Here is a 24,279-nt window from a genome sequence, read left to right as displayed (position 1 = left end):
AGACGAACGCGTCGAAGGTTCGGAGCGCCAAGGCGCCGACCTCGATTCGATCGCGCTCCGTCTTTGACGGCGGACGAGGACCATGACGAGGATCGTCACCATCGCGAACGGATCCCTCCGTTTCGCAGGTGCCGCGGCAGTTGAACTGTCGGCGCGCAACCTGTACGCCCTGATCTGGTCAAAAAAGCCGGGGTGGCGATTCCGCGCGCCCGATCCTATTTGGACCGGAGCCGGACCGATCGGCAGTCCCTTCCACGGGCGCCTCGCCGACGGCCGACGATCGGCCCGCCCATGAAATTGTTCCCGCAACGGCATTCATCACACCACATGTCCAAAAAACATTCGCCGATCGACCAGGAGCTGATCCGCGCGCTCGCCACGCTGCTGCACGAAACCGACCTCACCGAGCTCGAAGTGGAGCAGGAGGGCCTCCGGGTTCGGGTATCGCGCAGCGCGCCGGCCGCACCGGTCCACGTCGCCTCGCACGCCGCAGCCCCCGCCCCCTCTGCCTCGGAGCCCACCTCCGCCGCACCGCGGGCGGTGGAGCAGGTCAACGAATCGTCGATGGTGAAATCGCCGATGGTCGGGACCGCTTATGTGGCACCGGAGCCCGGCGCCCGCGCCTATGTCGAGGTTGGCGACGAGGTTCGCGAAGGCCAGACGGTGATGATCGTCGAGGCCATGAAGACGATGAACCAGATCCCCGCCCCGCGCAGCGGCAAAATCACCGCCATCTACGTCGAAGACGGGCAACCCGTGGAGTACGGCGAGCCGCTGGTCGCGATCGAGTAGGCGGACGCGGCCCATGTTTTCCAAAGTCCTGATCGCCAACCGCGGAGAGATTGCGCTCCGCATTCTGCGCGCCTGCAAAGAGCTCGGCATCCAGACCGTGGCGGTGCACTCCACCGCCGACGCCGACGCCATGCACGTGCGCCTTGCCGACGAAAGCGTCTGCATCGGCCCGCCCTCGGCCCGCGACAGCTATCTCCACATCCCGGCTCTGGTCGCCGCCTGCGAGATCACCGGCGCAGAAGCGGTGCATCCCGGCTATGGCTTCCTGTCGGAGAACGCCCGCTTCGCCGACATCCTTCAGGCCCACGGCATCGCCTTTGTCGGCCCCTCGCCGGAGCACATCCGGCTGATGGGCGACAAGATCGAGGCCAAGCGCACCGCCGTCAGCTTGGGCATCCCGGTGGTTCCGGGCTCCGACGGCGGCATCGAGACCGACGCGGAGGCGCACCGGGTCGCCGACGAGATCGGCTATCCGGTGTTGGTCAAGGCGGCAGCCGGCGGCGGCGGCCGCGGCATGAAAGTCGCCCGCACACCGGCCGAGCTGGAGTTCGCCCTCGCCAATGCGCGCGCTGAGGCGCAGTCGGCCTTCGGCGACGCCTCCGTCTATCTGGAAAAATATCTGGCCACGCCGCGCCACATCGAGATCCAGGTGCTGGGTGACGGCCAGGGCAACGCCATTCACCTGGGCGAGCGCGACTGTTCGCTGCAGCGCCGTCATCAGAAGGTTTGGGAAGAGGCCCGTTCGCCGGCCCTCAACGACGACGCCCGCGCCGAGATCGGCGAGACCGTTGCCGCGGCCATGCGCAAAATGCGCTATTCCGGCGCCGGCACCATCGAGTTCCTGTACGAAAACGGCGCCTTCTACTTCATCGAGATGAACACCCGGCTGCAGGTGGAACATCCGGTGACGGAGATGATCACCGGCATCGACATCGTCCACGAGCAGATCCGCGTTGCTTCAGGCTCGACGCTCTCGCTCACTCAGGATGACGTGCAGTTCGACGGACACGCAATCGAGTGCCGCATCAACGCGGAAGATCCGCGTACCTTCATGCCGTCGCCGGGCCGGATCTCGCATTTCCACACCCCTGGCGGGCTGGGCGTGCGCGTCGATTCCGCCGTCTATCAAGGCTATTTGATCCCGCCTTACTATGACAGCCTGATCGGCAAGCTGATCGTCCACGGACGCAACCGGGTGGAATGCCTGATGCGTCTGCGCCGTTGCCTCGACGAATTCGTCGTCGACGGGATCAACACGACGATCCCGCTGTTCCGCCAGCTCGTCGACCATCCCGACATTGCGGATGGCAGCTATGACATTCACTGGCTTGAAGCCTATCTTGCCGAAAGCACCTGACCGGACCACTTTACCAAAGTTAGTGTGTTCGGGAGTCGTGCTCGAAAATGGCGGAACCTCAGGACGTCCTGTTCGAAATCACGCCCCACGTGCTTTTGAAGGCCTATGCCTGCGGCATCTTTCCGATGGCGGAATCGGCCGACGATCCCGGCCTCTACTGGATCGATCCGGAACGCCGCGGCGTGATGCCGTTGGACGGTTTTCACGTCCCGCGGCGCCTGCAGCGCACGGTGCGCCAGGACCGCTACCAGGTGCGGGTCGACACGGCATTCGCTGACGTCGTCGAAGGCTGCGCAGCCCCGGCAGCCTCGCGGCGGCGGACCTGGATCAACGCCCGCATCCGACGTCTCTATGGCGAGCTGTTCGAACTCGGCCATGCCCATTCGGTGGAGGCCTGGGACGGTGACGACCTCGTCGGGGGGCTCTATGGCGTGCACCTTGGCGGGGCCTTTTTCGGCGAGAGCATGTTCACCCGCGCCCGCGATGCCTCCAAGGTGGCGCTGGTGCATCTGGTCGCCCGGCTGAAGGCTGGCCAATTCGCCTTGCTCGACGCCCAGTTCCTGACCGACCATCTGGCTCGGTTCGGAGCCGTCGAGGTCAGCCGGCGCATCTACCAGGCCGACCTGGAGCTCGCCATCGCGCAACCGGCGGACTTTTACGCGCTCGACGCGCGGACCAGCGGCGCAGTTGCGCTTTCAGTCCTCGATCTCTGAGGGATCTGGCTCCTCGTAGACTTCCGGCTGCGGCTTCGGCTTTGGCAGCGGGAACCAGCCATCCGGCCGCGTGATCAGCCCCATGGAGTCCTGTGCATAGGCGTCGGCATCGAAGCCAGATGGTGCCGGAACATCGGAGGTGATCTTGCAGTCGGTCAGCCAGACATCATAGACGGCATGGTCGACGGCGTTGAGGCCCGGACTGGAGGCCAGCATCCAGCCGGTGAAGATGCGCTGGATCTTGTTGTCGAGCGTGATCTCATCGACTTCGACGAACGCCGTCGTCTTTGGCTCTTCGCTGGGCGGCTGGGTGTGGCAGGCGCGCGGCGTGACCCGGAGCGCGCCGAACTGCACCGTCTCGTTGACGTAGACGTCGAACGAGATGATCCGCCCGGTGATCTTGTCGAGCCCGGAAAATTCGGCGATCGGATTTTCGATCGGATCGGCGTGGGCCCCTGTCGCGGCGAGCGCCAACACCACTCCGACGGCGGCGGAACGGAGACTGCCGCGGACGCACGAAACCATGATGCAGGCAAACCTCTCGAACAGGACTGAAGCCGCAGACGGCAAGCGGCCAAGCCGCCGACCCCACGCCTCTTAGCATCTGGTTGTGGGGTGGGAAAGTCCGCGGGCCGCGGGCGAGCGCCTTGGGAACGAGCCCCCTATGGAGAACCGGGGATTAGCGGACGCAAATGCCCCCGCGGTCGGAAGATGGCCCTGTCATTTTGCCGGAAGCATGGCTTCAAACCGAAGCCGGACATAGTCCGCCGTCCAATTGCCGACCTCGTCGCGCAAAGAGGGGGAGAGCAAGGCTTCCGCTTCCGCAAGCGCATCGGCCCGATCCTCGCCATAGGCATCGAACAGCGGGGCCCGGAAGACCTCCAGCCATCCCTTGATGCCAGCCGGCACCGGCGTCGGACGGGCAAACAGCATCATCCGCTTGACCTCGAACCCCGCCGCCTGAAGCACTTTGGCGTAGGCCGTCTCGGTTGGAAAATACCAGGGCATCGCCAGCTCCTGCGGAAGCCCGCGCGCACGGGCGAGGCTCACCAGGGCCGTAACGATCGCCGCGCAATTGCCGAACCCGCCGAACTCGCCCACAAACCGTCCGCCGGGCTTCAGTGCTTTGCGCACGCCTGCCGCGACCGCTTCCGGCTTGGGCATCCAATGCAGTGCGGCATTGGAAAACACCGCGTCAAAGTCTCCGTCGAAACGAAGCGCCTGCCCGTCCATCACCTGGGCTTCGAGCCCGCGGGCCTTTGCAGCCTCGATCATGTCGGCGCTTCCATCGACGCCGGTAACGTCACATCCTTGACCGACCAGATCGAGCGTCAGCGCACCATCGCCACACCCGAGATCCAGGATCCGCTCACCTTTCCGGGGCGCCAGCCATTCCACGACCCCGACGCCGAGCTCCGCAACGAATCCCGCGTCACGGACATAACGTTCCGCCGACCATTCCTGAGCCGTCATGGATCCAATCTCCTATCGCCGCCCCGGCGCCATACTGAAGACGCCGTTCTAGCGCCGCGAGCGCTCAGAACAAGCTCTCGAACTGATAAACCGCCCACCAGCTCTCCGCGAGCAACGCCACGATCAGGAAGCCGGCATGAAAACTGCGCCGCTCCGTCCGCATAGCGATCAGCGACAGGATGCAAAGCCCCACCTGGCGGAACGGGTAGAGCGCGCCAAGCGAATGGAAATAACGCGCTCCCTTCAGTTCGGTGTCGATCAGGTCAATTGCGAACATCAATGCTAGCAATCCGAAGAACCATGACTGCCTGGAATAGAAATAGGCCTCATAGTTCTCATATCCATGCAAATCATCAGGGAATATGAGGGCACACAGAAAAAACAACAGCGCAGCATAAAAAATAATGAAAAAGTATATTGGGAAATGCCAGCTCGATATTTGGGAAAAACCAAACTCGAACCACCAAAAATGAATCACCGAGAGAAACAGAAAAACCGACCATCCAAGATGGACGACGTAGATTTCATTGCGGGAGGGATGCTGGACGAACCGCGCCCAGCCGTTCAGCAACCGCGCGACCGAGAGGCCCGTGACCATCCCGATGATGATCCGGATATGGAAATAGTAATATTCGGGATGATTGAGGAGGCTGACCAGCGCCCGGCCCTCATGTCTGAATCAGCACCGGCGACAGGAGAGCCACTGATCGGGCCCTGCGCATGCCACGGCGGAAATGAAACTCAATGCGACTGAGGGATATTGCCGCCGCTTTCCGGACGGATCTCGGCAACCATCAGCCCTTTCGGCCCCTGGCCGTAGCGCACCACCACGACCTGCCCGGGCCTTAACTCGGTAAGGCCGAACCGACGCAACGTCTCCATATGCACGAAGATGTCCTCGGTTCCCTCCCCGCGAGTGAGGAAGCCGTAGCCTTTGGTACGGTTGAACCACTTCACCCACGCCTTCTCCGGCCCCTGGCTCGGCATCACCTGCACATGGGTGCGTGTAGGGGGAAGCTGCGAGGGATGGACGGCGGTGGATTCGTCCATGGAGAGAATGCGGAAGGCCTGCAGCCCCTTTGGCCGATCGAGCACCTCACAGACCACGTGGGCGCCTTCATAGGCCGTCTGGTAGCCGTCGCGGCGCAGACAAGTCACGTGCAGGAGCACGTCTTCCATGCCGTTGTCGGGAACAATGAAACCATAGCCCTTCGAGACATCGAACCATTTGATCTGGCCCGCGACCTCGATCAGGTCGAATCCGGTCTCTTCCCCAAGATCGCCGGCGATCTGCTTCAAATCGTCGGCCGTGTATTTTGCACTCATGCGGCTGTGCCCCCGTGTTCGCTTACCGCCACCCCGCGAACCGCCGGAAACGAATCATTAAGAAAGGATACCATCGCCGGTTGTCAGGCGCGATATGGAGATTCGCGCACCTCAGGAACTGTGGTCGAAATGTGACATATTTCATTGCAGCCGGGCTTTTGCGCACCGGTCCCCGCGCGAATTGCCGCAACCAGTGCGCTGCGCCAAGGCGCTCAAGTCGGCGCCAACGGCTCGAACAAGGCACCGATCGGACCGCGCAGGACATAGTCGGCCGCCATGTCCTGATCCGTCGGGTCTCGATTGACGATCACCAGGGTCGCCCCGTGCGACTTGGCCGCGAGCGGGAATCCGGCGGCCGGATAGACCACGAGCGAGGAGCCGACGGCGACGAAAAGGTCACAGTCGTCCGTGGCAATTTCCGCGCGCTCCATCTCGTCGACGGGCATCGGCTGGCCGAAATTGATCACCCTTGCCTTCACCAGCCCACCGCAGACAGGACAGCGCGGGGCACGGTCCTCTGCCTCGATGATCGCTTGGGCGGTATCGAAGCTCATGCCGTGAGCGCACTCGAGGCAGGCGGCATCCACGGCATTGCCGTGGAGCTCGATGACGCGCTCGTCGAGAACGCCCGAGCGCTGGTGCAGGCCATCTATATTCTGGGTGATGACGTAGCTGACGATGCCGCTCTCGACGAGGGAGGCGATGGCCCGATGGGCCGCATTCGGCTGGGCCTCGGAAAACAGTTTGCGCATCTCGAAGCGGCGGCGCCAGTCTTCCCGGCGCGCCTGTTCCGACAGCAGAAAGTCCTCGAAATAGATCGGCTCCATCTGCGACCAGATCCCGCCTGGACTGCGGAAATCGGGAATGCCCGACTCCGTTGAAATGCCTGCCCCGGTGAAGACCACGGCCCTTCCCGCGCCGGACACGAGATCGCCGAGGATCGCGCGGCCTTTGGCAAGATCATCGACAATCGGCATGGCTCTTCATGGTTTTCGCTGTCCCCGCAACACGTGTTCCCTCTTGGGTCTCACAGGCAGCGGAAGCATTCAAGCGGTGCCTACTCGCCGGCAACCAGACGCGCCTTGATATCCGGCGCCGGATCCTTGGCGGCAGCGGGACCGGATGCCGCCTGTGTCGGGGCGGGCTTGCGCCAAGGCTGCGACTTGAACCACGCCACCAGATAGGCCGTCAGGACCAGGATCACGAAGCCGGCAACGTTCGCCAACGCGGTCGAAAGCATCGTCCGTCCGACGACGTCGAGAACCATCCCCATCACCTGGGCCAGCACCATACCGGTCAGGAAGATCGCGAGCGATTGCTGGCCCACTTTCCGCGTCACGGTGACGACCCGGCCCCAGCCACCGCCCGCCGCGAGACGACGCCCGCCCTCGCCCGCAGCGATCCAGGCGAGATAGGCTAGCGCCAGAAAGTGGACGTAGCGCAGCAGGCCGAAATCGGTCTTGTCGAGCAGGCTCCAGACCATGTCCCGGGCGTCGTAGATCCACTGGAAATTCTGCCAGCCCCAGCGGTGTGCGAACGGAACGGTCACGACGAGGACTGCGACCGAAAGCCATGTCAGAAGCCGGTTCATCGGCGGCGGCTTCAGCCAGCCAGACATGAAGGCGAAGCCGGTGAAGAACACGAGCTGCCAGGCAAACGGATTGAAAAACCACGCACGATCCGACCAGGGCTCTGCGGGAAGATCCAAATAGCCGTTGGTCGCCGCCAGCCAAACCAGCACGACGGCGAGAAGGGCAAGCTGCGGCGTGATCCGCGCAAGGCCAATCACCGCCGGCATCATCGCCAGGATCACCAGATACATCGGCAGGATGTCGAAATAGTTCGGCACGTAGGTCAGCGTCATCAGCCCCACGATTGCCTGGGCCGTATCCTCAAAGAACGGCAGCACGTAGAGGCGCTCGGTGTAGACGACGCCGGTGTCGAGCCCGTTGAACAGAATGAGCAACGGCACGATCACCATGAACAGAGAGATATGGGCCCAATAGACCTGCCAGACGCGGAATGCGGTGCGGGCTGTCCCGATCAGGAAGCCGTGGCGACGAAAGGCGGTCCCGAACGCGATCGCCGATGCCATCCCGGAGCAGAACACGAAAATCTCGGTGGCGTCGGAGAAGCCGAACCGCGCCGGAATCCACAACGCCCATTTGTTTTCCGGCATATGGGCGACGAAAATGATGAACATGCCGAGGCCACGAAAGAAATCGAGCCTCAAATCGCGCGGACGGTTGTGCGTCGTAGCGGTCAAACGCCTCTCCTCAGATGGCAGCCGCCCCTCTATATCACGACCTGTAGCCGCACTTCGCCCGAGTTGGTCATAGCCGCAAGCGTCGTCTCGATCGTTTCCAGCCGGCGCGTTGCGAACCGGTCGATCGCCCCGCGCTTGCGGGCGCGCTCGAACAGCAGTCTGCGCGCATCGTCGAGCAAACCGGCGCGCATCGCCGCCTCTACTGCCAAACGTTCGAACACGTCGCGCTGGGCATGACTGCCGCCGATCGACTGTAGCCGGGGCCGGGCACACGCAAACGCCCGGTGGGCGGCGCGGTAGTCCCCATCGCGGAAGGCGGTCAACGCTGTCGACAACGCTACGCCGGGATTGGCCGCCACACGGCTCATCTCGCAAACGCCGGCGGTCGCGTCGGATTGCATCCGCGACATGAGCATCTCGGCTCCATCATTCCGTCCACCGGCGGAGAGCGCCATCAGATAGTGCAGGTCGGCGAAGACAAGACTGCCATCGTCGGTGCGCGCGGCACAGAGTTCGGCCAGCTCCTCCCAGCGACAACCGACATCGACCCCCTCGATTTCGAGGCGTGCCAACAGCGACGCGCCATTCGCGATGTCGCGGAAATCGTCGGTCCGCTCCGCTCGTATCTCAGCGTCGTAGAGGTCCAGCACCGCTGCGATTTCGCCGAGATCGAGATGGAACAACGCCTTGTGCCACCAGACGTGGAAGCGAAAATTGTTGCAGTGGGAAAAGGCGCCAAGACGCCCTTGAAGCCAGGAAAGCCCGACATCCGGACAACCGGTCATATCGTAGACGTGAGCCACTGCGTGAAGGCCCCAGGCATCGTCGGGAGCGAGCTCCAACGCCCGACGCCCGGCGAACTCGGCCGCGCGATAGGCGCCGGTTTCCTCCAGGGCGAACGCATGGCAACCGTGCACATAGCCCGCAGCCGGATGGTCGACACCATAGTGGCCGATCACCCGCTCGATGGACTGCCGCATGCCGGCCGCGTCGCCGACCATGAAGCGAATCTGATGCACCAGCTTTAAGGTCAGCGCATCGGCGGGATGGTCGAACAGCGTCGCATCGAGTCGGGCGGCGGCAGCACTCGGGCGCCCGGCAAGCCAGTCGGAGAGCGCATCGACATAGGCCGCCTCGCGCGGTGTGGTCCCAATGCGGGCCGCGGCTGCTTCGGCCTGCCGGAGCGCATCCTGAGCGGGTGCAACCAGCTCGCGGCGTGCCATTAGCAGGCAGAACAGGCCGCGAGCGGCTTGCGCTATGACGAAGTCGGCGTCGGCGGCCAACGCATCGCCAAGATGGGCGGACCCGCTTGCGCCGTGAGCGAGGAAAGCACGCGCGGTCTGGCTCCAGGCCTCGACAGCCGGCTGGGACCGGGTCGAAAGCGGATAGTCGAACAAATCCTGGATTGTCATTCGAGCTCCTCGACTCCGCCCTCGGGCGAAGTGACCCTGACCAATCGTCACGTCTGCGTTGATGCACTCCCGCGTGCGAACCTGAGGCTGCAAGCCGGGATGCAAATGCTGGCCCAAGTCCCCGGCCACGCGGCCTGAATTAGCCTAGGGAGATGTCGTTGCTGCGTCGCGTCACGACGGCTCACAGCTCGGTGACTGCTGAGAGCAGCTCATACGACATCCCTCTCGACCGTCGCGTTCAGCCGCCAAACGGCGAAATTGAGCACGCATGCGAAGCCGACCCAGAAAAGATACGGGATCAGCAGCAGTGAAGCCGCCACACTGAGAGGCCAGAACGCCAGGATGGTGGCCGCGATCGCCAGCCACAACAGCACGATGTCGGCCATCGCCAGACCGGGACGATGTGCCCCGAAAAACAGCGGCGACCAGGCGGCATTGAGTCCGATCTGTAGGAAATAGAGTACGAAGGCGAGCGGCGCGCCGGCAAACCCGACCGCCCGCCAAGCCAGGAAACCGGAAATCGCGATCAGGATGTAAAGCAGCGTCCAGGCCGGCGCGAACAGCCGGTTCGGCGGCGTAAATCCCGGCTTCCTGAGACCGCGATACCAGTCTCCAGGGCGAAACAGCGCCCCCGTCGCGGCCGCAGCCGCCACGGGCACGAGAAAGCCGAGGAAAATGAGCCCGTTTTCGATCATGACGGCTCCCGCACGACAGACGGGCCGAGCGGCCCTTATCTGCGTTAAACGCAGTGGAAGCCGGATTGGATTTCGAAACGTCAGCCGCCTTGCCGCGCAAAGGCCGCCTGGCGGATCGCGCTCAAGGTGGTGGCCGGGGTTATCGCTTCCGGATCGACCTTCACGTGGATCAGCGACAGCCGGTTCTCCTTCAGGGCATCCTCGAAGGCGGGCGCGAATTCCTCGCTGCGCTCCACCACCGCGGTGAACGCGCCATAGGCATCGCCCAGCACGGCAAAGTCGGGATTGGTGAGAGCGGTCGCGGAGATGCGGCCGGGATATTCGCGCTCCTGGTGCATCCGGATAGTGCCGTATTGGCCGTTGTCGACGACGACGAGCACCACCGCCGCCTTTTCCTGCATCGCCGTGCCGAGCTCCTGCATCGTCATCTGCAGGTCGCCGTCGCCGGCCACGCACAGCACGACGCGCTCGGGATGGCGCAGCTTGGCGGACACCGCAGCCGGCAGCCCATACCCCATCGAGCCGGACGTCGGCGCAAGCTCGCCACCGAAACGACGATATCGGTGAAAGCGATGCACCCAAGCGGCGAAGTTGCCGGCACCGTTGACCACGATCGCATCCTCCGGAAGCCGGGCCTCGATCGCCGCCATCAGCTCACCCATATCCACCGCGCCGGGCGATTGGGTCGGTGTCGACCAGGCGAGATAATCGGCATGAGCAGCCTCGGCGCTGCCGGCCCAGGCGAGCGCGTTCGGCCGCCGCAGATCCGACCAGGCTTCCAAAAAGGCACCGGGGGCGGCCGCGATCCCAAGCGTCGGTTGGTAGACGCGCCCGATTTCCTCCGCGCCCGGATGGACGTGCACAAGGCGCTGGTGCGGCACCGGTACGGAAAGAAGCGTGTAGCTCTGGGATGCCATCTCCGAAAGACGATCGCCGAGCAGCACGACCAGGTCGGCCGCCTCGATCCGCGCCTTCAGCGCCGGGTTGATGCCGATCCCGACATCACCGGCGTAGTGTGGATCGAGATTATCGATGAGATGCTGGGCCCGGAAAGCGGTCGCCACCGGCAGATCCCAAGCCTTGGCGATATCGGCAAGGGTCTCGCAGGCAGCCTCGTTCCAGCGCGACCCGCCAACGATCGCGATCGGTCGCTCGGCGTCCGCCAGAAGCGCCTCGAAGCGCGCCATCGCAACCGCGGACGGAACGGCATCTTCTACGGCTGCGGCCGGCACCGGCGCGACCCCCGCACCCTCCACCAGCATGTCTTCCGGAAGCGCCAGAACGACGGGACCCGGACGGCCGGCGACGGCGACGGAAAAGGCGCGCGCCACCATCTCCGGAATGCGGTCTGCGCTGTCGATTTCCGCCACCCATTTCGCAATCCCGCCGAACATCTGGCGGTAGTCCACCTCCTGAAAGGCGTCGCGGCCGCGCATGTCGCGGGCGATCTGACCGACGAACAGGACCATCGGTGTGGAATCCTGCTGGGCAACGTGCACGCCGGCAGCCGCGTTGGTGGCACCGGGTCCACGCGTAACGAAGGCGATGCCGGGGCGGCCGGTCATCTTGCCCCAGGCTTCCGCCATCATCGCGACCCCACCCTCCTGGCGGCCGACCGTGACCGGTATGTCCGCATCCACAAAGGCGTCCAGCACGGCAAGATAGCTTTCGCCAGGAATGCAGAAGATGCGCTCGACGCCATTGGCGGCAAGGCAATCGACCAGGATTTGGCCGCCCGTGCGGTCGGCGGAGGGCTGGCTATCAGACACGGTCATGGATTTGTCTCATAAGGATAAAGGAAGCGAACGCGGCGAACGGCGACGGGTTGCGATCTCCATCGTAAATGCCCGGAAAGTCAACGGTTCGGCGGACCGCATCGCGCAGCTATCGTAAAGACAGGCAAAAGGATTTTGCTTCTGAGAGCTCCACAGGTAACGTCGGCACGTGGCACCCTGTAATTGCAACAGGTGCCGGTGAAAAACAAAGCAACCCGACGAGCGGAGGATCCCTTCAATGCGCGCTTCTTACTGGAAAACCGGCCTTGCGGCCGCCGCCGCGATGGCGCTTTCGCTGTCGCCCATCGCGGCCAAAGCCGACGAGTTCATCAACATCCTCACCGGCGGCACGTCGGGCGTTTACTACCCGCTCGGCGTCGCAATTTCCAAAGTCTACGCCGACAACATGCCGGACGCCCGCGTTCAGGTGCAGTCCACCAAAGCGTCGGTGGAGAACCTGAACCTACTGCAGCAGGGCCGCGGCGAGCTCGGCTTTTCGCTCGGCGATTCCGTTAAGCTTGCCTGGGAAGGCGACGCGGAAGTCGGTTTCAAGTCGAAGCTCGACAAGCTGCGCGGCATCGCGGCGATCTATCCCAACTACATTCAGATCGTGGCGTCGAAGGACAGCGGCATCACCTCGCTGGAAGACCTGAAGGGCAAGGCCGTGTCGGTCGGGGCGCCAAAATCCGGCACGGAGCTGAACGCCCGCGCGATCTTCGCCGCTGCCGGTATGAGCTATGACGACCTCGGCAAGGTGGAGTATTTGCCGTTCGGCGAATCGGTGGAGCTGATCAAAAACCGCCAGCTCGACGCCACTTTGCAGTCCGCCGGTCTCGGCGTGGCCTCCATTCGCGACCTCGCCGCCTCGCTGCCGATCACGGTGGTGTCCGTTCCGGCCAGCGTGATCGAGAAGCTCGGCCCACCCTATATCAGCGCCACGATCCCGGCGGAAACCTATGATGGCCAAGCCAATGCGGTGGAAACGGCCGCGGTGGTCAACTTCCTGGTCAGCCGCGAAGGCGTCTCCGACGACACCGCCTACGAGATGACCAAGCTCCTGTTCGACAACCTGTCGACGCTGGAGGCCGCCCACAAGGCCGCTGCCCAGATCAAGCTTGACAACGCCACCAAGGGCATGCCGATCCCGCTGCATCCGGGCGCGGAGCGCTACTACAAGGAAGCCGGTGTCCTGAAATAACGGCAGCAGCGGGCGGCTTCGGCCGCTCGCCCGCTTTCGCGGGAATGGACCAAGTCCGCGCACCGTCTCACCCCGGTTTCGTCAGGCTGCAGGAGGCCTGAATGCAGCATGACAGTGCCCGGCACGAGATGCCGGAGGATGCCCCGGATCTCAGCCTTCACGATCCGTTGGCGGAGAGCTTCCCCGCCGGTCGGGAAGGACGGCTGTTGTTCTGGATTGCCGTCTGCTTCTCCCTGTTCCAGATCGCGACCGCCGCCCATCTGACCGAACTCCCGAGCCAGGTGGTGCGCGCCGTCCATGTCGGTTTTCTGGGACTGCTGGGCTTTCCGCTGCTGGCTCTATCGCGCAGGTTCGCGATGCCAGGAAAGGTCCTCTTCTGGGGACTTGCAGCCGCAAGCGTCGTCGTCGCCGCCTATCAATGGGTCGAATACGCCCCGCTTATTATCCGCGCCGGCGATCCGAACAACTTCGACATCGTCATCGGCGTCATCGCCCTTGTCGTCGTGTTCGCCGCCGCCTGGGCCTTGATGGGGCCGGCGCTTCCGATCATTGCCGGCCTGTTCCTGGCCTATTGCTTCTTCGGCCAGCATCTGCCCTCCCCGTTCGTCACCCGCGGCTATGCCTTCTCCCAGGTGATCGAGCACATGTCGTTCGGGACGGAGGGCATCTACGGCATCCCGGTCTACGTTTCGTCGACCTACATCTTCCTGTTCATCCTGTTCGGAGTGTTCCTTGAAAAGGCCGGCATGATCCGGCTGTTCACCGATGTTTCGCTCGGCCTCGTGGGCGACCGTCACGGTGGGGCGGCCAAGGTCGCCGTCGTCTCCTCCGGGCTGATGGGCACGATCTCCGGCTCCGGCGTCGCCAATGTAGTGACCACCGGCCAGTTCACCATTCCGCTGATGAAGCGTTTCGGCTATCGCGCCGCCTTCGCCGGCGGGGTCGAGGCGACCAGCTCCATGGGCGGCCAGATCATGCCGCCGGTGATGGGCGCGGTCGCCTTCATCATGGCCGAGACCCTCGGCGTCGCCTACCACGAGGTGGTCAAGGCCGCGCTGATCCCCGCCGTGCTCTATTTCTGCTCCGCCTTCTGGATGGTGCACCTGGAGGCCGGCAAGCGCGGCCTTAAAGGCATGGACCGGGCCGACTTGCCTTCCGCCCGCGGCGCGCTCAAAGAAGGCTGGTATCTGATCCTGCCGCTGGCCGTGCTGGTCTATCTCCTGTTCTCCGGCTACACGCCGCTTTATGCGGGCACAATCGGGCTCGCGCTGACGATCATGCTGATCCTGGGCGGATCGATCGCGCTGGGCCTGCCGGCCGGACTGATCCGATACGGCTTCTGGATCGGGCTCGGGGTGGTCGCCGCCGCGTTCCTGCAATTCGGCATCAACGTCATCCTGATCGCCCTTCTGGTCCTGATCGGCGTCAACCTGTTCGTGAAAGGCGGCCGCGACACGCTGATCGTCTGCCGCGACAGCCTCGCCGACGGCGCCAAGACCGCGCTTCCGGTCGGCATCGCCTGCGCGGTGGTGGGCGTCATCATCGGCACCATGACGCTGACCGGCGTCGCCACCACGTTCGGCCAGTTCATTGTCAGCGTCGGCGAAAAGAACCTGTTCATCTCGCTCGTGCTCACGATGATCACCTGCATCGTGCTCGGCATGGGCATCCCCACCATCCCGAACTACATCATCACCTCGTCGATCGCCGGTCCCGCGCTCTACGAACTGGGTGTGCCGCTAATCGTCAGCCACATGTTCGTGTTCTATTTCGGCATCCTCGCCGACCTGACGCCTCCTGTGGCGCTCGCCTGTTTCGCGGCAGCGCCGATTGCCAAGGAATCGGGCCTGAAGATCTCTTTCGAGGCGATCAAGGTGGCGGCCGCCGGGTTCGTGATCCCATTCATGGCGGTCTACACACCCGCCCTCATGCTGCAAGATGGCGGCCCGCTTGCCGCCGAAATCGGCTATCCTCTTGCCGTCGCCTTCATCGTGTTCAAGGCGGTGCTGGCGATCGGGCTATGGGGCACCGCCGTCATCGGCTGGCTCGGAACACCGATCAAGCCGGTGGAGCGCCTGCTATCCGTTGCGGCGGCCTTCACGCTGGTTGCCGCGCTGCCTCTCACAGACGAGATCGGCCTTGCGCTGACGGCGATCGCCGCCCTGATGATCTGGCGGCGCAACCGTACGACGGTGACGGCCGAAGCGGGATGAGACACCCCGGCGGACAGCGGCAACGAGGCACGTCATGAGCGCCTGCCTGATGATCGGCGCGAAGGCTGTAATGCTCGCCAGCGGCGTCTTCACCCTCTCATGGACTCATTCGGTGGAGCGCACCGGATGGGCGGAGACCTACCGGATCGAGGACGGTCGCCTGCACCTGACCGAGGCCCGAGTGATGGGCTCCGGCGCCGGCATGGATCCGGGACCCGGGGCGACGCTGCAAGACGACTGGTGGGTCTGGACACCCGACCTCCCGCCCCTGCCCCAGCTCGTGCTCGCGGCCTCCGGCGCGACCGTCAGCGGCTGGTCGATCTGCGCGGGTCCTTGGCCGGGGACCGACTGCGAGGTGGTTGGTGCCAAAAAGGATGAACCGATCCGCGTGAGGCCCTGTTCGCAGCGCAAGTAACGCCCGGCCCATCGCCTGATATTGGATGACCCGACGCAACGCCCGCGCAAGCCCGGATCCGTAAAAATACGGCGTTCATTCTCAGCTCGGGTCGGTTCCCAATGCTTCGTCTGTTTCCTCAATCTGACTCCGCACGCGTTCTTGCCGCCCTCGACCGCTCGCTTGCGATAATCGAGTTCACGCCGGAGGGACGGATCCTGCGGGCCAATGAGAATTTCCTGAAGTTGATGGGCTACAGCCGAGACGAGCTCGTCGGCGGCCATCATGAGATGTTCGTCCCTGCGGCCGTGCGCGAAAGCGCGGCCTACGCAACCTTTTGGACCGACCTGAGGGCCGGGCACTACAAGGATGCGGAGTTTCCGCGCGTCACCAAGTCCGGCGGCACGGTCTGGATCCGCGCCACCTACAATCCGGTGTTCGATGGCGGCAAGGTCGTGAAGGTCGTCAAATTCGCCACCGACGTCACCGCGGACAAGCGGCGCGCCGCAAGCTTCGAAGGTCAGATCGACGCGATCTCGAAGTCGCAGGCGGTGATCCATTTCACCCTGGATGGCACCATCCTCGATGCCAACGACAACTTCCTCGCCACGCTCGGCTACAGAATGGACGAGATCCGAGGCAGGCACCACTCGATGTTCGTGAGCGACGACTATCGCAAGAGCCCCGACTATCGCCGGTTCTGGGAAGCGTTGGCCAAGGGCGAATATCAGTCGGGCGAGTATCAGCGGATCGGCAAGGGCGGCAGGATCGTCTACATCCAGGCCACCTACAATCCGATCCTGGATGAAACCGGCAAGCCAATCAGCGTGGTCAAATTCGCCATCGACCGAACCGAGCAAGTCACGGATCGACTGCGCCGGGAGCAGATCCAGAAAGAGATCGACACCGATCTCGGCCGCATCTCCGAGGAGATCAGCGACACCAGCCGCCAGGCCTCCAGCGCGGCGAGCGCCTCCGCCCAGACCTCATCGAACGTTCAGGCCGTAGCGTCCGGCGCGGAAGAACTGGCCGCCTCCGTGGCCGAAATCAGCCAGCAGGTGACCCATGCGCTCCGGATCACGGAGGAAGCCGTCACCGAGGGCGAACGCACCAACGCAATCGTGACCGGGCTCTCCGATGCCGCCCAGCGCATCGGCGATATCGTCGACCTGATCAATTCCATCGCCTCCCAGACCAACCTGCTTGCGCTGAACGCCACCATCGAAGCCGCCCGAGCGGGCGATGCGGGCAAGGGCTTCTCGGTCGTGGCAGCGGAGGTGAAAAACCTCGCCAACCAAACGGCCAAGGCCACCGACGAAATCGGCAGCCAGATCCAGTCGGTTCAGTCGGCAACCCAACATGCGGTCGATGCTCTGAAGATGATCGGCGAGCGGATCAACGACATCAACACGATTTCCTCCAGCATCGCCTCGGCGGTGGAGGAGCAGACGGCCGTGACCCGAGACATGTCGGAGAACATGCAGACGGCCGCTCACGGCGTCGACACCATCCTCCAGAACATGTCGGCAATCGCCCAGTCGACCCACCAGGTGGAGACCGCCACCCAGCAGGTCCGCGACGTCTCCCGTCAGATCGCCTGACCCGGCCCCAAGCGACTGCCGATCGGCATCTTTGCCGGATCGGCGCCACGGTCGGGACTTGCTTTCGCTATTGAATCCGGCGCCGTTTCTTGTCGCTCGGATGGTTTCATCCAAGCGGAAAAGGCTCCAGGCGAGACGGCTCGCCGGCGAACGGTTACCGCTCGACGAAGGCTTTTTCGATGACGAAGTCGCCCGGCTCGGAGTTGGAGCCTTCCTTGAAGCCGCGCTCTTCCAGCATCTTGGTGCAGTCGGCCAGCATGCCGGGGCTGCCGCACAGCATCACCCGGTCATTTTCCGGCGAAAGCTGGGTCAGCCCGAGATCTTCGGCAAGCTTGCCGTTTTCCACCAGTTCCGTGATCCGGCCACGATGGCGGAATGGCTCGCGCGTCACGGTGGGATAGTAGAGCAGCTTCTCGCGGGCGAGATCGCCCATCAACTCGCTCTCCAAAACCTCTTCGACGATCTTCTCGCCATAGCCGAGCTCCCGCACCTGGCGGCAGCCATGCACCAGCACGATCTTCTCGAACCGGTCGTAGGCTTCCGGGTCCTTGATCACCGACAGGAACGGCGCAAGCCCCGTACCGGTGCCGAACAGATAGAGCGTCTTCCCCGGCAGGAGCGCATGCTGAACCAGCGTGCCCGTCGCCTTCTCGCCGACCAGGATCGGATCGCCGACCGAAATGTCCTTGAGCCGTGAGGTCAGCGGGCCATCCGGCACCTTGATGGAGAAGAAGGACAGCGTCTCTTCGTAGTTGGCGCTCGCCATGGAATAGGCGCGCAGCAGCGGCTTGCCTCCCACCTTCAGGCCGATCATCGTGAACTGGCCGTTGTCGAAGCGGAAAGTGGGACTGCGTGTGGTCGTGAAGGAGAACAGATTGTCCGTCCAATGCGTGACGGAAAGAACGTGTTCTTCGTTGAGCGCAGCCATCAACCATTCCTTCTCAAGTTCGTTCCGACGCCCGCCGGCTCACAAAAGCGGATTGCGCACGGCCAAATGCCCCGCGCGGTCACGGAAATAGACGAAATTTCGTTGCCCCGGCAAGCATCAGACCATGCCGGGCGCGGACCCATGTCGCTCGATTTTCCGCCGTTTTAGAGCACACAACGCCACCCCGAAAAGGCAAGCGATGCTCCAATTTTCGGCAAAAGAGGTAAGATCTTGCCTCCTTGCTCGAAAGAGGCTGCGCATCAGGTATGCGTGGCGCGAGCGGCTGACGCGTGTGCCGCTCCCCGCGACCGGTTGACGCCCCCCGGACATGACGCATCCGGCCGGGCTGGTCGCCACCCGAGCCGATCCGTCCCGCACCGAAACTCCGCAAGTTCGGACGGAAAACCGGTGCCCACTTTTCCTGGACTTGGTTGGTCACCCCCGCAAGTCCGGACGGAAAACCGGTGCCCACTTTTCCTGGACTTGGTTGGTCACCCCCGCAAGTCCGGACGGAAAACCGGTGCCCACTTTTCCTGGACTTGGTTGGTCACCCCCGCAAGTCCGGACGGAAAACCGGTGCCCACTTTTCCTGGACTTGGTTGGTCACCCCCGCAAGTCCGGACGGAAAACCGGTGCCCACTTTTCCTGGACTTGCTTTAGACGCTCGCTTCGGTCTCACGCACATGGAGATGGCAGGAGACCGACCGGCCCTGAGTTTCGCCCAGGATCGGCCGCTCGACGTCGCAAGGCGCGAAGGCCTTCGGGCAGCGCGGATGAAAGGCGCAGCCGGAGGGCGGGGAAATCGGGTCCGGCGTCAGCCCGTCGACGGCAAGCTCCGGCAGCCCTGCGTTCGGGTCCGGCGTCATCACCGCCGACAGAAGCCCTTGGGTGTAAGGATGCAGCGGGCTCTTGAAGATCCGCTCGGTCGGACCGGTCTCCACCACGCGGCCGAGATACATCACCGCTGTGCGTTCGGCCATGATCTCCACCACCGCCATGTCATGGCTGATCAGGACGAAGGCGACGCCGGTCCGTTCCCACAGATCCAGAATCAGATTGAGGATGTTGGCCTGCACCGACACGTCGAGCGCAGAGGTCGGCTCGTCGCAGACGATCAGCTCCGGGCCCACCGCCAGCGCACGGGCGATCGCCACCCGCTGGCATTGGCCGCCGGACAACTGGCTAGGATAAGCATGCAGCACACGGTCCGGAAGATCGACCAACTTGAGGACTTCGCGCACCCGCTCCGTGCGCGAGCGTCCCGTGCCAATGCCGTGGGCGTCCAGCGGAAAACGGACGATCTGCTCCACCGTCTTCTTCGGATTGAGCGAGGAGATCGGATCCTGAAACACCGGCTGAACCCGCGCGGCATAAGCGCGCCGGTCGGTGCGCTCGATCGGTTCGCCCTCGACAAGAATCGACCCGGAGCTCGGGTCCGTGAGCCCGAGCAGGATCTTGGCAAGGGTGCTCTTACCGCATCCGGATTCGCCGACGATCGCCGTGATGCTTCCGCGCTCGATCGAAAGCGAAAGGTTGCTCACGGCGTGGAGCTGCCGCGGCGCTTCGAACAGGCTGCCGCTGCGCAACGCAAAGCTCTTGCTCACATCGCGCAGTTCAATCAGGGGAACCGTTCGATCCGTCATGACAACACCCGCGATGCCGGTGCCTTTGACGACACCTCGTCGTTCACGCAGCGCCAATGATGGGAGCCATCACGATGCTCCGGCGGACGCGCGGCAACGCAGACGTCGGCGGCTTGGGGGCAACGGCTTGCGAACCGGCAGCCGGTAAGCCCCCCGACCATGGTCGGAACGCTGCCCTCGATGGTGCCCAGCCGATCGCCCCGGCGAAACCGGCCCGGCACCGGCACGCAGTCGATCAGGCCTTTCGTGTAGGGATGGCAAGGCCGCTCGAACACGGCCGTCCGAGCGCCAACCTCGACGATCTGACCGGCATACATGACCGCCACCCGGTCTGCGATGCGAGAGACCAGCCCCAGATCGTGGGTCACCAGGATCAGACCGAGATCCAGCTCCCGCTGCAGATTGGCGAGCAGTCGCAAGGTCTGCGCCTGGATCGTGACGTCGAGCGCCGTGGTCGGCTCGTCGGCGACCACAAGCGCTGGATCGCACATCAGCGCCATCGCGATCATCATACGCTGACGAAGACCGCCGGAAAGCTGATGCGGGTACTGGTCCAGGCGATCGCGCGCGGCCGGAACCCCGAGCCTGTCGAGCAGGAACAACGCCTTCTCGTCCGCCGCCCGCCGATTTCCTTTGCGATGGCGAAAAAACACTTCCGAAAGCTGCTCGCGAAAGGTCAGCACCGGATTGAAGGCGGTCATCGGATCCTGGAAGATCATCGAGATCCGATCTCCGGCGAGTTCAGAGAATGCCCGTTCGCTGAGACCGCCGACCTCCCGCCCTTCCAGCACGAACCGGTCGGCGGTCCAGCGCGCCACCTTAGGCAACAGGCGCATCAAGGACAGTGCGACCATCGACTTGCCGCACCCGCTTTCGCCCACAAGGCACAGGGTTTCGCCGCGCGCGACCTGCAGATCGAGGCCGTCCACCACGTGCAGACGGCCATTCGGCAGATTGAGACGGACATTCAGATTCCGCAGGTCGAGAACCGGGGCCGGCGCGCTCATGCCTTGCCCTCCGTTGCGGTCACATCGCGGATGCCGTCCCCGAACAGGTTGATGGCAATGACGAGCACGAAGATCGCGAGACCCGGCAGGACGATCAGCGACGGCTTGAAGAACAGGAACTGCCGTCCTTCCGCAATCATCAGTCCCCAGGACGGCGTCGGCGGCTGCACGCCCAAGCCGAGAAAGGACAGCGCCGCCTCGACCACGATCGCGAGCGCCATCTCCATGCTCATCATCACGATGATATGGCTGAACAGGTTCGGCAGAAGCTCCGAGACCAGAATGCGCGCGTGGGATGCCCCGGTCGCGACGGCCGCCTGGACGAACTCCTGGCCTTTCAATTGCTGGGTGACCGTTCGGCAGACGATCGCGTAGCGGTCCCAGAACAGCAGCGCGAGGATCAGCACCAATGCAAGAATCGAGCCGCCGGTCAGCGACACCAGCGCCAAAGCGACCAAGATGCCCGGCATGGAGAGCTTCACGTTGATGAGGTACATCACTGCGGCATCGACCCGGCCGCCGAAATAGCCGCCAAGGATACCGATCGCGGAGCCAACCACTGCCGAAACGAATGCGGCGAAGAAACCGATCATCACCGACACGCGCGCGCCGTAGATCAGGCGGGAGAGGAAATCCCTGCCATAGATGTCCGTACCCAGAATGTGATCCCAGCCTCCGCCGACCCAAACCGGCGGCCGCAACTTGGCGAGCAGGTCCTGCTTGATCGGGTCATAGGGCGCGATCAGCGGCGCGAAAATCGCCATCAAGACGATAATCAGTACAACCGCACCGCCGATCTGCAGGCCGAGATGACGTCGGGCTCGGTAGAGATAAAGTTGGCGCGGGCTCATCGGCGCCAATTCGGCGGGGCGACGGACCGTCGCGGCTTCGATCGGGGAGCTGGTGGTCGGGACCGAGCGCATAAGACCTCACACCAATCGAATGCGCGGATCGATGCGCGCGTTGATGAGGTCGGCAAGCAGTGTCAGCACGATATAAACCAGCGAGATCATCACCACGATTGACTGCACCACCGGGAAATCCTGGCGCAGGATCGAGGTGTAGGCGAGATATCCGATCCCGTTCAGAGAGAACACGGCCTCCACGATCACCGACCCGCCGAGCAGAAAACCGAAGGTGACCGCCGCCAGCGATACGATCGGCAACAAGGCGTTCGGTAGCGCATGGCGAAACAGGATTTTGCGGCGTGACAGCCCCTTGCTGCGCGCGGCACGGATGAAGTTGGCGTTGAGCGCTTCCAGCATGCCACTACGGGTCAGCCTGGTGAACTGCGGCATCACCGACAGGCCGAGCGTGACGATCGGCAGGATGAAGTGGACCGGGGTCTCGGAACCGGAGATCGGCAGCCAGCGCAACCAGACCCCGAACACGACGATCAAGATCAGTCCGAACCAGAAGTTCGGGATCGCCTGGCCGAACACCGCAAGGGTCAGCGAGGCTCGATCGACCAAGGAGTTGGGCTTAGCGGCCGAGAGCACGCCAAGGGGAATGCCGACCGCGAGCGCGAACAAGAGTGCGCCGACGGAGAGATAGACCGTCACCATGATGCGGTCGGAAATCAGGGTGGCGACCGATTCATTGGTGAACAGCGAACGCCCGAGATCGCCGTGGAACACCCCGGCGACCCAGTCGAAATATTGCAGCACCAACGGTTTATCGAGGCCGTAGAGTACCGCGGTCCGCGCCACATCCTCAGCCGTGGCATTGTCTCCGGCAAGCTCGCGGGCAAGATCGCCGGACAGACGCAACAAGGCGAACCCGATGATCGAAACGGTAATCGCCACCAGGAGCGACAAGAACAAGCGTCGGATCAGATAGCGCGACATCATCCGTCCAGAACGTCAATCTGCAGGACTGGAGCACGGTCCAGCATCGGAACCAGCGGGGGACGACCGGTGTTAGCGGTCGCCCTCGCCGGGACGGATCACGGCTTCCAGTTCAGGTCGCCGAGATGGAACGCGTAGGGCGTGTTTCTGCTGCCCGCGATCGACACATCCGCATCGTGGATGGTGGGGATCGGAATGCCGGAGAGCGGAATGATGTAGCTCTTCTCCACGGCCGTATCGAGAATCTCGCGCACCATCTCGGCCCGCTGCTCCTCGTCGGTGGTCTTCTGTACCTTGTCCGCGAGTTCGATCAGGCGCGGATCGTGATAGTAGTCGCGGATATCGCCGGAGAAAAACTGTGCCATCGACGGCCCGACGTCCGGCCCGACACCGGCATTCCACGCGCCGACGAACACGCCGAGTTCGCCATCGGTCTGCAGCTTGCGGAAGGTGGCGAAGGTCATCGGCTGCACCGTGGCGCGAATGCCGATCTCGTTCAGATAGCCCGCAACGATCTCGCCGTAGTCCCGCGTGCTGCCGAAAGTGTAGACCACGATGTCGAAACCGTCGGGATAGCCGGCCTCCGCCAGAAGCTCTTTGGCATGCTCCGGATCGTAGGGCGGCAAGGGCTGGCTATAAGCGCAGCCAGCCTGGAAATCCCAGCACAAGGCATTCGGCGAACGCGGCTCGGGCTGTCCACCGGTGCGCGCGCCCTGCAGGGCGGAGCGATCGACGGCCTCCATGATCGCGCGCCGAACCTTCGGGTCCTTGAGCTCCTCGCTGCCGCTTTTGCCAAGCGCATCCAAGGCCAGATACATGTAGGCGGCGCTCTGAAGAACATCCATTTCGAAGCGCGGGTCGGCCGACAGGGCCACCGCCTCTTCGTAGGTGGTGTTGCGCAGAAGATCGATCTGGTCGGCTAAAAGCGCCGCCGTGCGGGCGCCGGCGTCGGGCATCGAGACGATTTTCATCCGCTCGATGTTGCTTGCCGGCTTGGCGGGGCCGCCATGGTGATAGTCCGGGTTCTTGACCAGCTCGATGCCGCTGTCGGTATCGACGTCGACCACCTTATACATGCCGGTACCGACGATATTGTCCCGGAATGCCATCTTGTCGGCGAGCGGGCCATGCACGTGTTCGGGCAGGATCTGCGTGCCGTAGGCCAGCCGCATCATGTCGTAGGGCGTCGGCTGCTTCGCCACGATGTCGACGGTCTCGTCGTCGACCTTGCGAGCCTCGTCGATCCAGCTCCAGTTCGACTTGAAGCGGATCCGGGTTTCCGGATCGACCAGCCAGTTGATCGTGTAGACCACATCGTCGGCGTTGAACGGCTCGCCGTCATGCCACTTCACATCATCGCGCAGATGAAAGCGCAGCGTGGTCGGATCGATGCGCTCCCAGCTCTCCGCCAGCAGCGGCTCATACTCGTTGGTGCCTTCATTGTAGGCGATCAGGCCGTCAAAGACCGCCTCCGCCACCATCTCGATCTCAGGCTTGGTGTCCTGGTACCAATCGACGGTCGAGATCGGAAACTCGAACGCCATGCGCAGCGTATCGTCCGACTTCTGCGCGGCGGCGTGCTGCACGCTGAATGCCAGCGCCACCGAGACGAGCAGCGCCCTGTATCTCTTGTTCACCG

At 63.7% G+C, this 24,279-nt stretch carries 22 protein-coding genes; 7 read left to right on the top strand and 15 right to left on the bottom strand.

Annotation, left to right across the window (positions count from 1 at the left end; genetic code table 11):
- Positions 1 to 327 precede the first annotated feature (327 nt).
- The 3 genes from accB to aat are packed head-to-tail and all read left to right on the top strand — an operon-like array spanning position 328 to position 2,862.
- Positions 328 to 792 (top strand): acetyl-CoA carboxylase biotin carboxyl carrier protein, encoded by a 465-nt coding sequence (gene accB, locus HNS03_RS08715; RefSeq protein ID WP_367194578.1) that lies wholly within the window; start codon positions 328 to 330, stop codon positions 790 to 792.
- 13 nt (positions 793 to 805) lie between these two features.
- Complete coding sequence (gene accC, locus HNS03_RS08710) at positions 806 to 2,149, top strand: acetyl-CoA carboxylase biotin carboxylase subunit (RefSeq protein WP_367194576.1); 1,344 nt, start codon at positions 806 to 808, stop codon at positions 2,147 to 2,149.
- Positions 2,150 to 2,196: 47 nt separating this feature from the next.
- A complete protein-coding gene (gene aat, locus HNS03_RS08705) occupies positions 2,197 to 2,862 on the top strand; it encodes a leucyl/phenylalanyl-tRNA--protein transferase (RefSeq protein ID WP_367194574.1) in 666 nt (221 codons plus the stop codon).
- Here the strand turns inward: aat and HNS03_RS08700 are convergent.
- The 9 genes from HNS03_RS08700 to HNS03_RS08660 form a co-directional block, all read right to left on the bottom strand.
- The gene (locus tag HNS03_RS08700) at positions 2,845 to 3,387 is read right to left on the bottom strand and encodes a DUF2155 domain-containing protein (protein ID WP_367194572.1); all 543 of its coding nucleotides are present in this window, start codon (positions 3,385 to 3,387) and stop codon (positions 2,845 to 2,847) included. The genes aat and HNS03_RS08700 overlap by 18 nt on opposite strands.
- Before the next feature lie 195 nt (positions 3,388 to 3,582).
- Complete coding sequence (locus tag HNS03_RS08695) at positions 3,583 to 4,335, bottom strand: trans-aconitate 2-methyltransferase (protein WP_367194571.1); 753 nt, start codon at positions 4,333 to 4,335, stop codon at positions 3,583 to 3,585.
- 64 nt (positions 4,336 to 4,399) lie between these two features.
- Positions 4,400 to 4,933, bottom strand: a complete 534-nt coding sequence (locus HNS03_RS08690) for a hypothetical protein (protein ID WP_367194570.1) — start codon at positions 4,931 to 4,933, stop codon at positions 4,400 to 4,402.
- A gap of 143 nt (positions 4,934 to 5,076) precedes the next feature.
- On the bottom strand, positions 5,077 to 5,661 hold the full coding sequence (locus HNS03_RS08685) for a cold-shock protein (RefSeq protein WP_367194569.1): 585 nt from the start codon (positions 5,659 to 5,661) through the stop codon (positions 5,077 to 5,079).
- Between the two features lie 212 nt (positions 5,662 to 5,873).
- Positions 5,874 to 6,638, bottom strand: a complete 765-nt coding sequence (locus HNS03_RS08680; RefSeq protein ID WP_367194568.1) for an NAD-dependent deacetylase — start codon at positions 6,636 to 6,638, stop codon at positions 5,874 to 5,876.
- Between the two features lie 80 nt (positions 6,639 to 6,718).
- Positions 6,719 to 7,927, bottom strand: a complete 1,209-nt coding sequence (locus tag HNS03_RS08675) for an OpgC family protein (protein WP_367194566.1) — start codon at positions 7,925 to 7,927, stop codon at positions 6,719 to 6,721.
- A gap of 29 nt (positions 7,928 to 7,956) precedes the next feature.
- Positions 7,957 to 9,339, bottom strand: coding sequence for a tetratricopeptide repeat protein (locus HNS03_RS08670; RefSeq protein WP_367194565.1), 1,383 nt, complete (start codon positions 9,337 to 9,339; stop codon positions 7,957 to 7,959).
- A 209-nt stretch (positions 9,340 to 9,548) separates the two neighbouring features.
- On the bottom strand, positions 9,549 to 10,034 hold the full coding sequence (locus HNS03_RS08665) for a TspO/MBR family protein (protein ID WP_367194563.1): 486 nt from the start codon (positions 10,032 to 10,034) through the stop codon (positions 9,549 to 9,551).
- A gap of 80 nt (positions 10,035 to 10,114) precedes the next feature.
- A complete protein-coding gene (locus HNS03_RS08660) occupies positions 10,115 to 11,809 on the bottom strand; it encodes a thiamine pyrophosphate-binding protein (RefSeq protein ID WP_367194561.1) in 1,695 nt (564 codons plus the stop codon).
- 238 nt (positions 11,810 to 12,047) lie between these two features.
- Between HNS03_RS08660 and HNS03_RS08655 the strand changes: the two genes are divergently transcribed.
- The 4 genes from HNS03_RS08655 (at position 12,048) to HNS03_RS08640 (ending at position 17,215) form a co-directional block, all read left to right on the top strand.
- A complete protein-coding gene (locus HNS03_RS08655; protein WP_367194559.1) occupies positions 12,048 to 13,007 on the top strand; it encodes a TAXI family TRAP transporter solute-binding subunit in 960 nt (319 codons plus the stop codon).
- Between the two features lie 101 nt (positions 13,008 to 13,108).
- Positions 13,109 to 15,220, top strand: a complete 2,112-nt coding sequence (locus HNS03_RS08650; protein WP_367194557.1) for a TRAP transporter permease — start codon at positions 13,109 to 13,111, stop codon at positions 15,218 to 15,220.
- Positions 15,221 to 15,254: 34 nt separating this feature from the next.
- Complete coding sequence (locus HNS03_RS08645) at positions 15,255 to 15,635, top strand: DUF1850 domain-containing protein (RefSeq protein WP_367194555.1); 381 nt, start codon at positions 15,255 to 15,257, stop codon at positions 15,633 to 15,635.
- Between the two features lie 101 nt (positions 15,636 to 15,736).
- Positions 15,737 to 17,215, top strand: coding sequence for a PAS domain S-box protein (locus HNS03_RS08640; protein ID WP_367194554.1), 1,479 nt, complete (start codon positions 15,737 to 15,739; stop codon positions 17,213 to 17,215).
- A gap of 154 nt (positions 17,216 to 17,369) precedes the next feature.
- On the opposite strand, the gene HNS03_RS08635 is transcribed toward HNS03_RS08640, so the two are convergent.
- The 6 genes from HNS03_RS08635 to HNS03_RS08610 all read right to left on the bottom strand — a co-directional run bounded on the left by HNS03_RS08635 (position 17,370) and on the right by HNS03_RS08610 (position 24,277).
- The gene (locus HNS03_RS08635) at positions 17,370 to 18,143 is read right to left on the bottom strand and encodes a ferredoxin--NADP reductase (protein ID WP_367194552.1); all 774 of its coding nucleotides are present in this window, start codon (positions 18,141 to 18,143) and stop codon (positions 17,370 to 17,372) included.
- Between the two features lie 656 nt (positions 18,144 to 18,799).
- A complete protein-coding gene (locus tag HNS03_RS08630) occupies positions 18,800 to 19,786 on the bottom strand; it encodes an oligopeptide/dipeptide ABC transporter ATP-binding protein (protein ID WP_367194550.1) in 987 nt (328 codons plus the stop codon).
- Positions 19,783 to 20,793, bottom strand: coding sequence for an ABC transporter ATP-binding protein (locus tag HNS03_RS08625; RefSeq protein ID WP_367194549.1), 1,011 nt, complete (start codon positions 20,791 to 20,793; stop codon positions 19,783 to 19,785). The genes HNS03_RS08630 and HNS03_RS08625 overlap by 4 nt, the downstream gene beginning before the upstream one ends.
- A complete protein-coding gene (locus tag HNS03_RS08620; protein WP_367194547.1) occupies positions 20,790 to 21,644 on the bottom strand; it encodes an ABC transporter permease in 855 nt (284 codons plus the stop codon). Before HNS03_RS08620 ends, HNS03_RS08625 begins: the two co-directional genes overlap by 4 nt.
- Positions 21,645 to 21,722: 78 nt before the next feature.
- Positions 21,723 to 22,640: an ABC transporter permease gene (locus tag HNS03_RS08615; protein ID WP_367194546.1), complete on the bottom strand. Its 918-nt coding sequence runs from the start codon at positions 22,638 to 22,640 to the stop codon at positions 21,723 to 21,725.
- Positions 22,641 to 22,738: 98 nt separating this feature from the next.
- On the bottom strand, positions 22,739 to 24,277 hold the full coding sequence (locus tag HNS03_RS08610; protein WP_367194545.1) for an ABC transporter substrate-binding protein: 1,539 nt from the start codon (positions 24,275 to 24,277) through the stop codon (positions 22,739 to 22,741).
- Positions 24,278 to 24,279 lie beyond the last annotated feature (2 nt).

Origin of the sequence: Amorphus sp. 3PC139-8, assembly GCF_040750475.1 — a bacterium.
Lineage (GTDB): Bacteria > Pseudomonadota > Alphaproteobacteria > Rhizobiales > Amorphaceae > Amorphus.
Note: the sequence above shows the minus strand (reverse complement) of the source record. Positions and strands in the feature narration are given on the sequence as shown.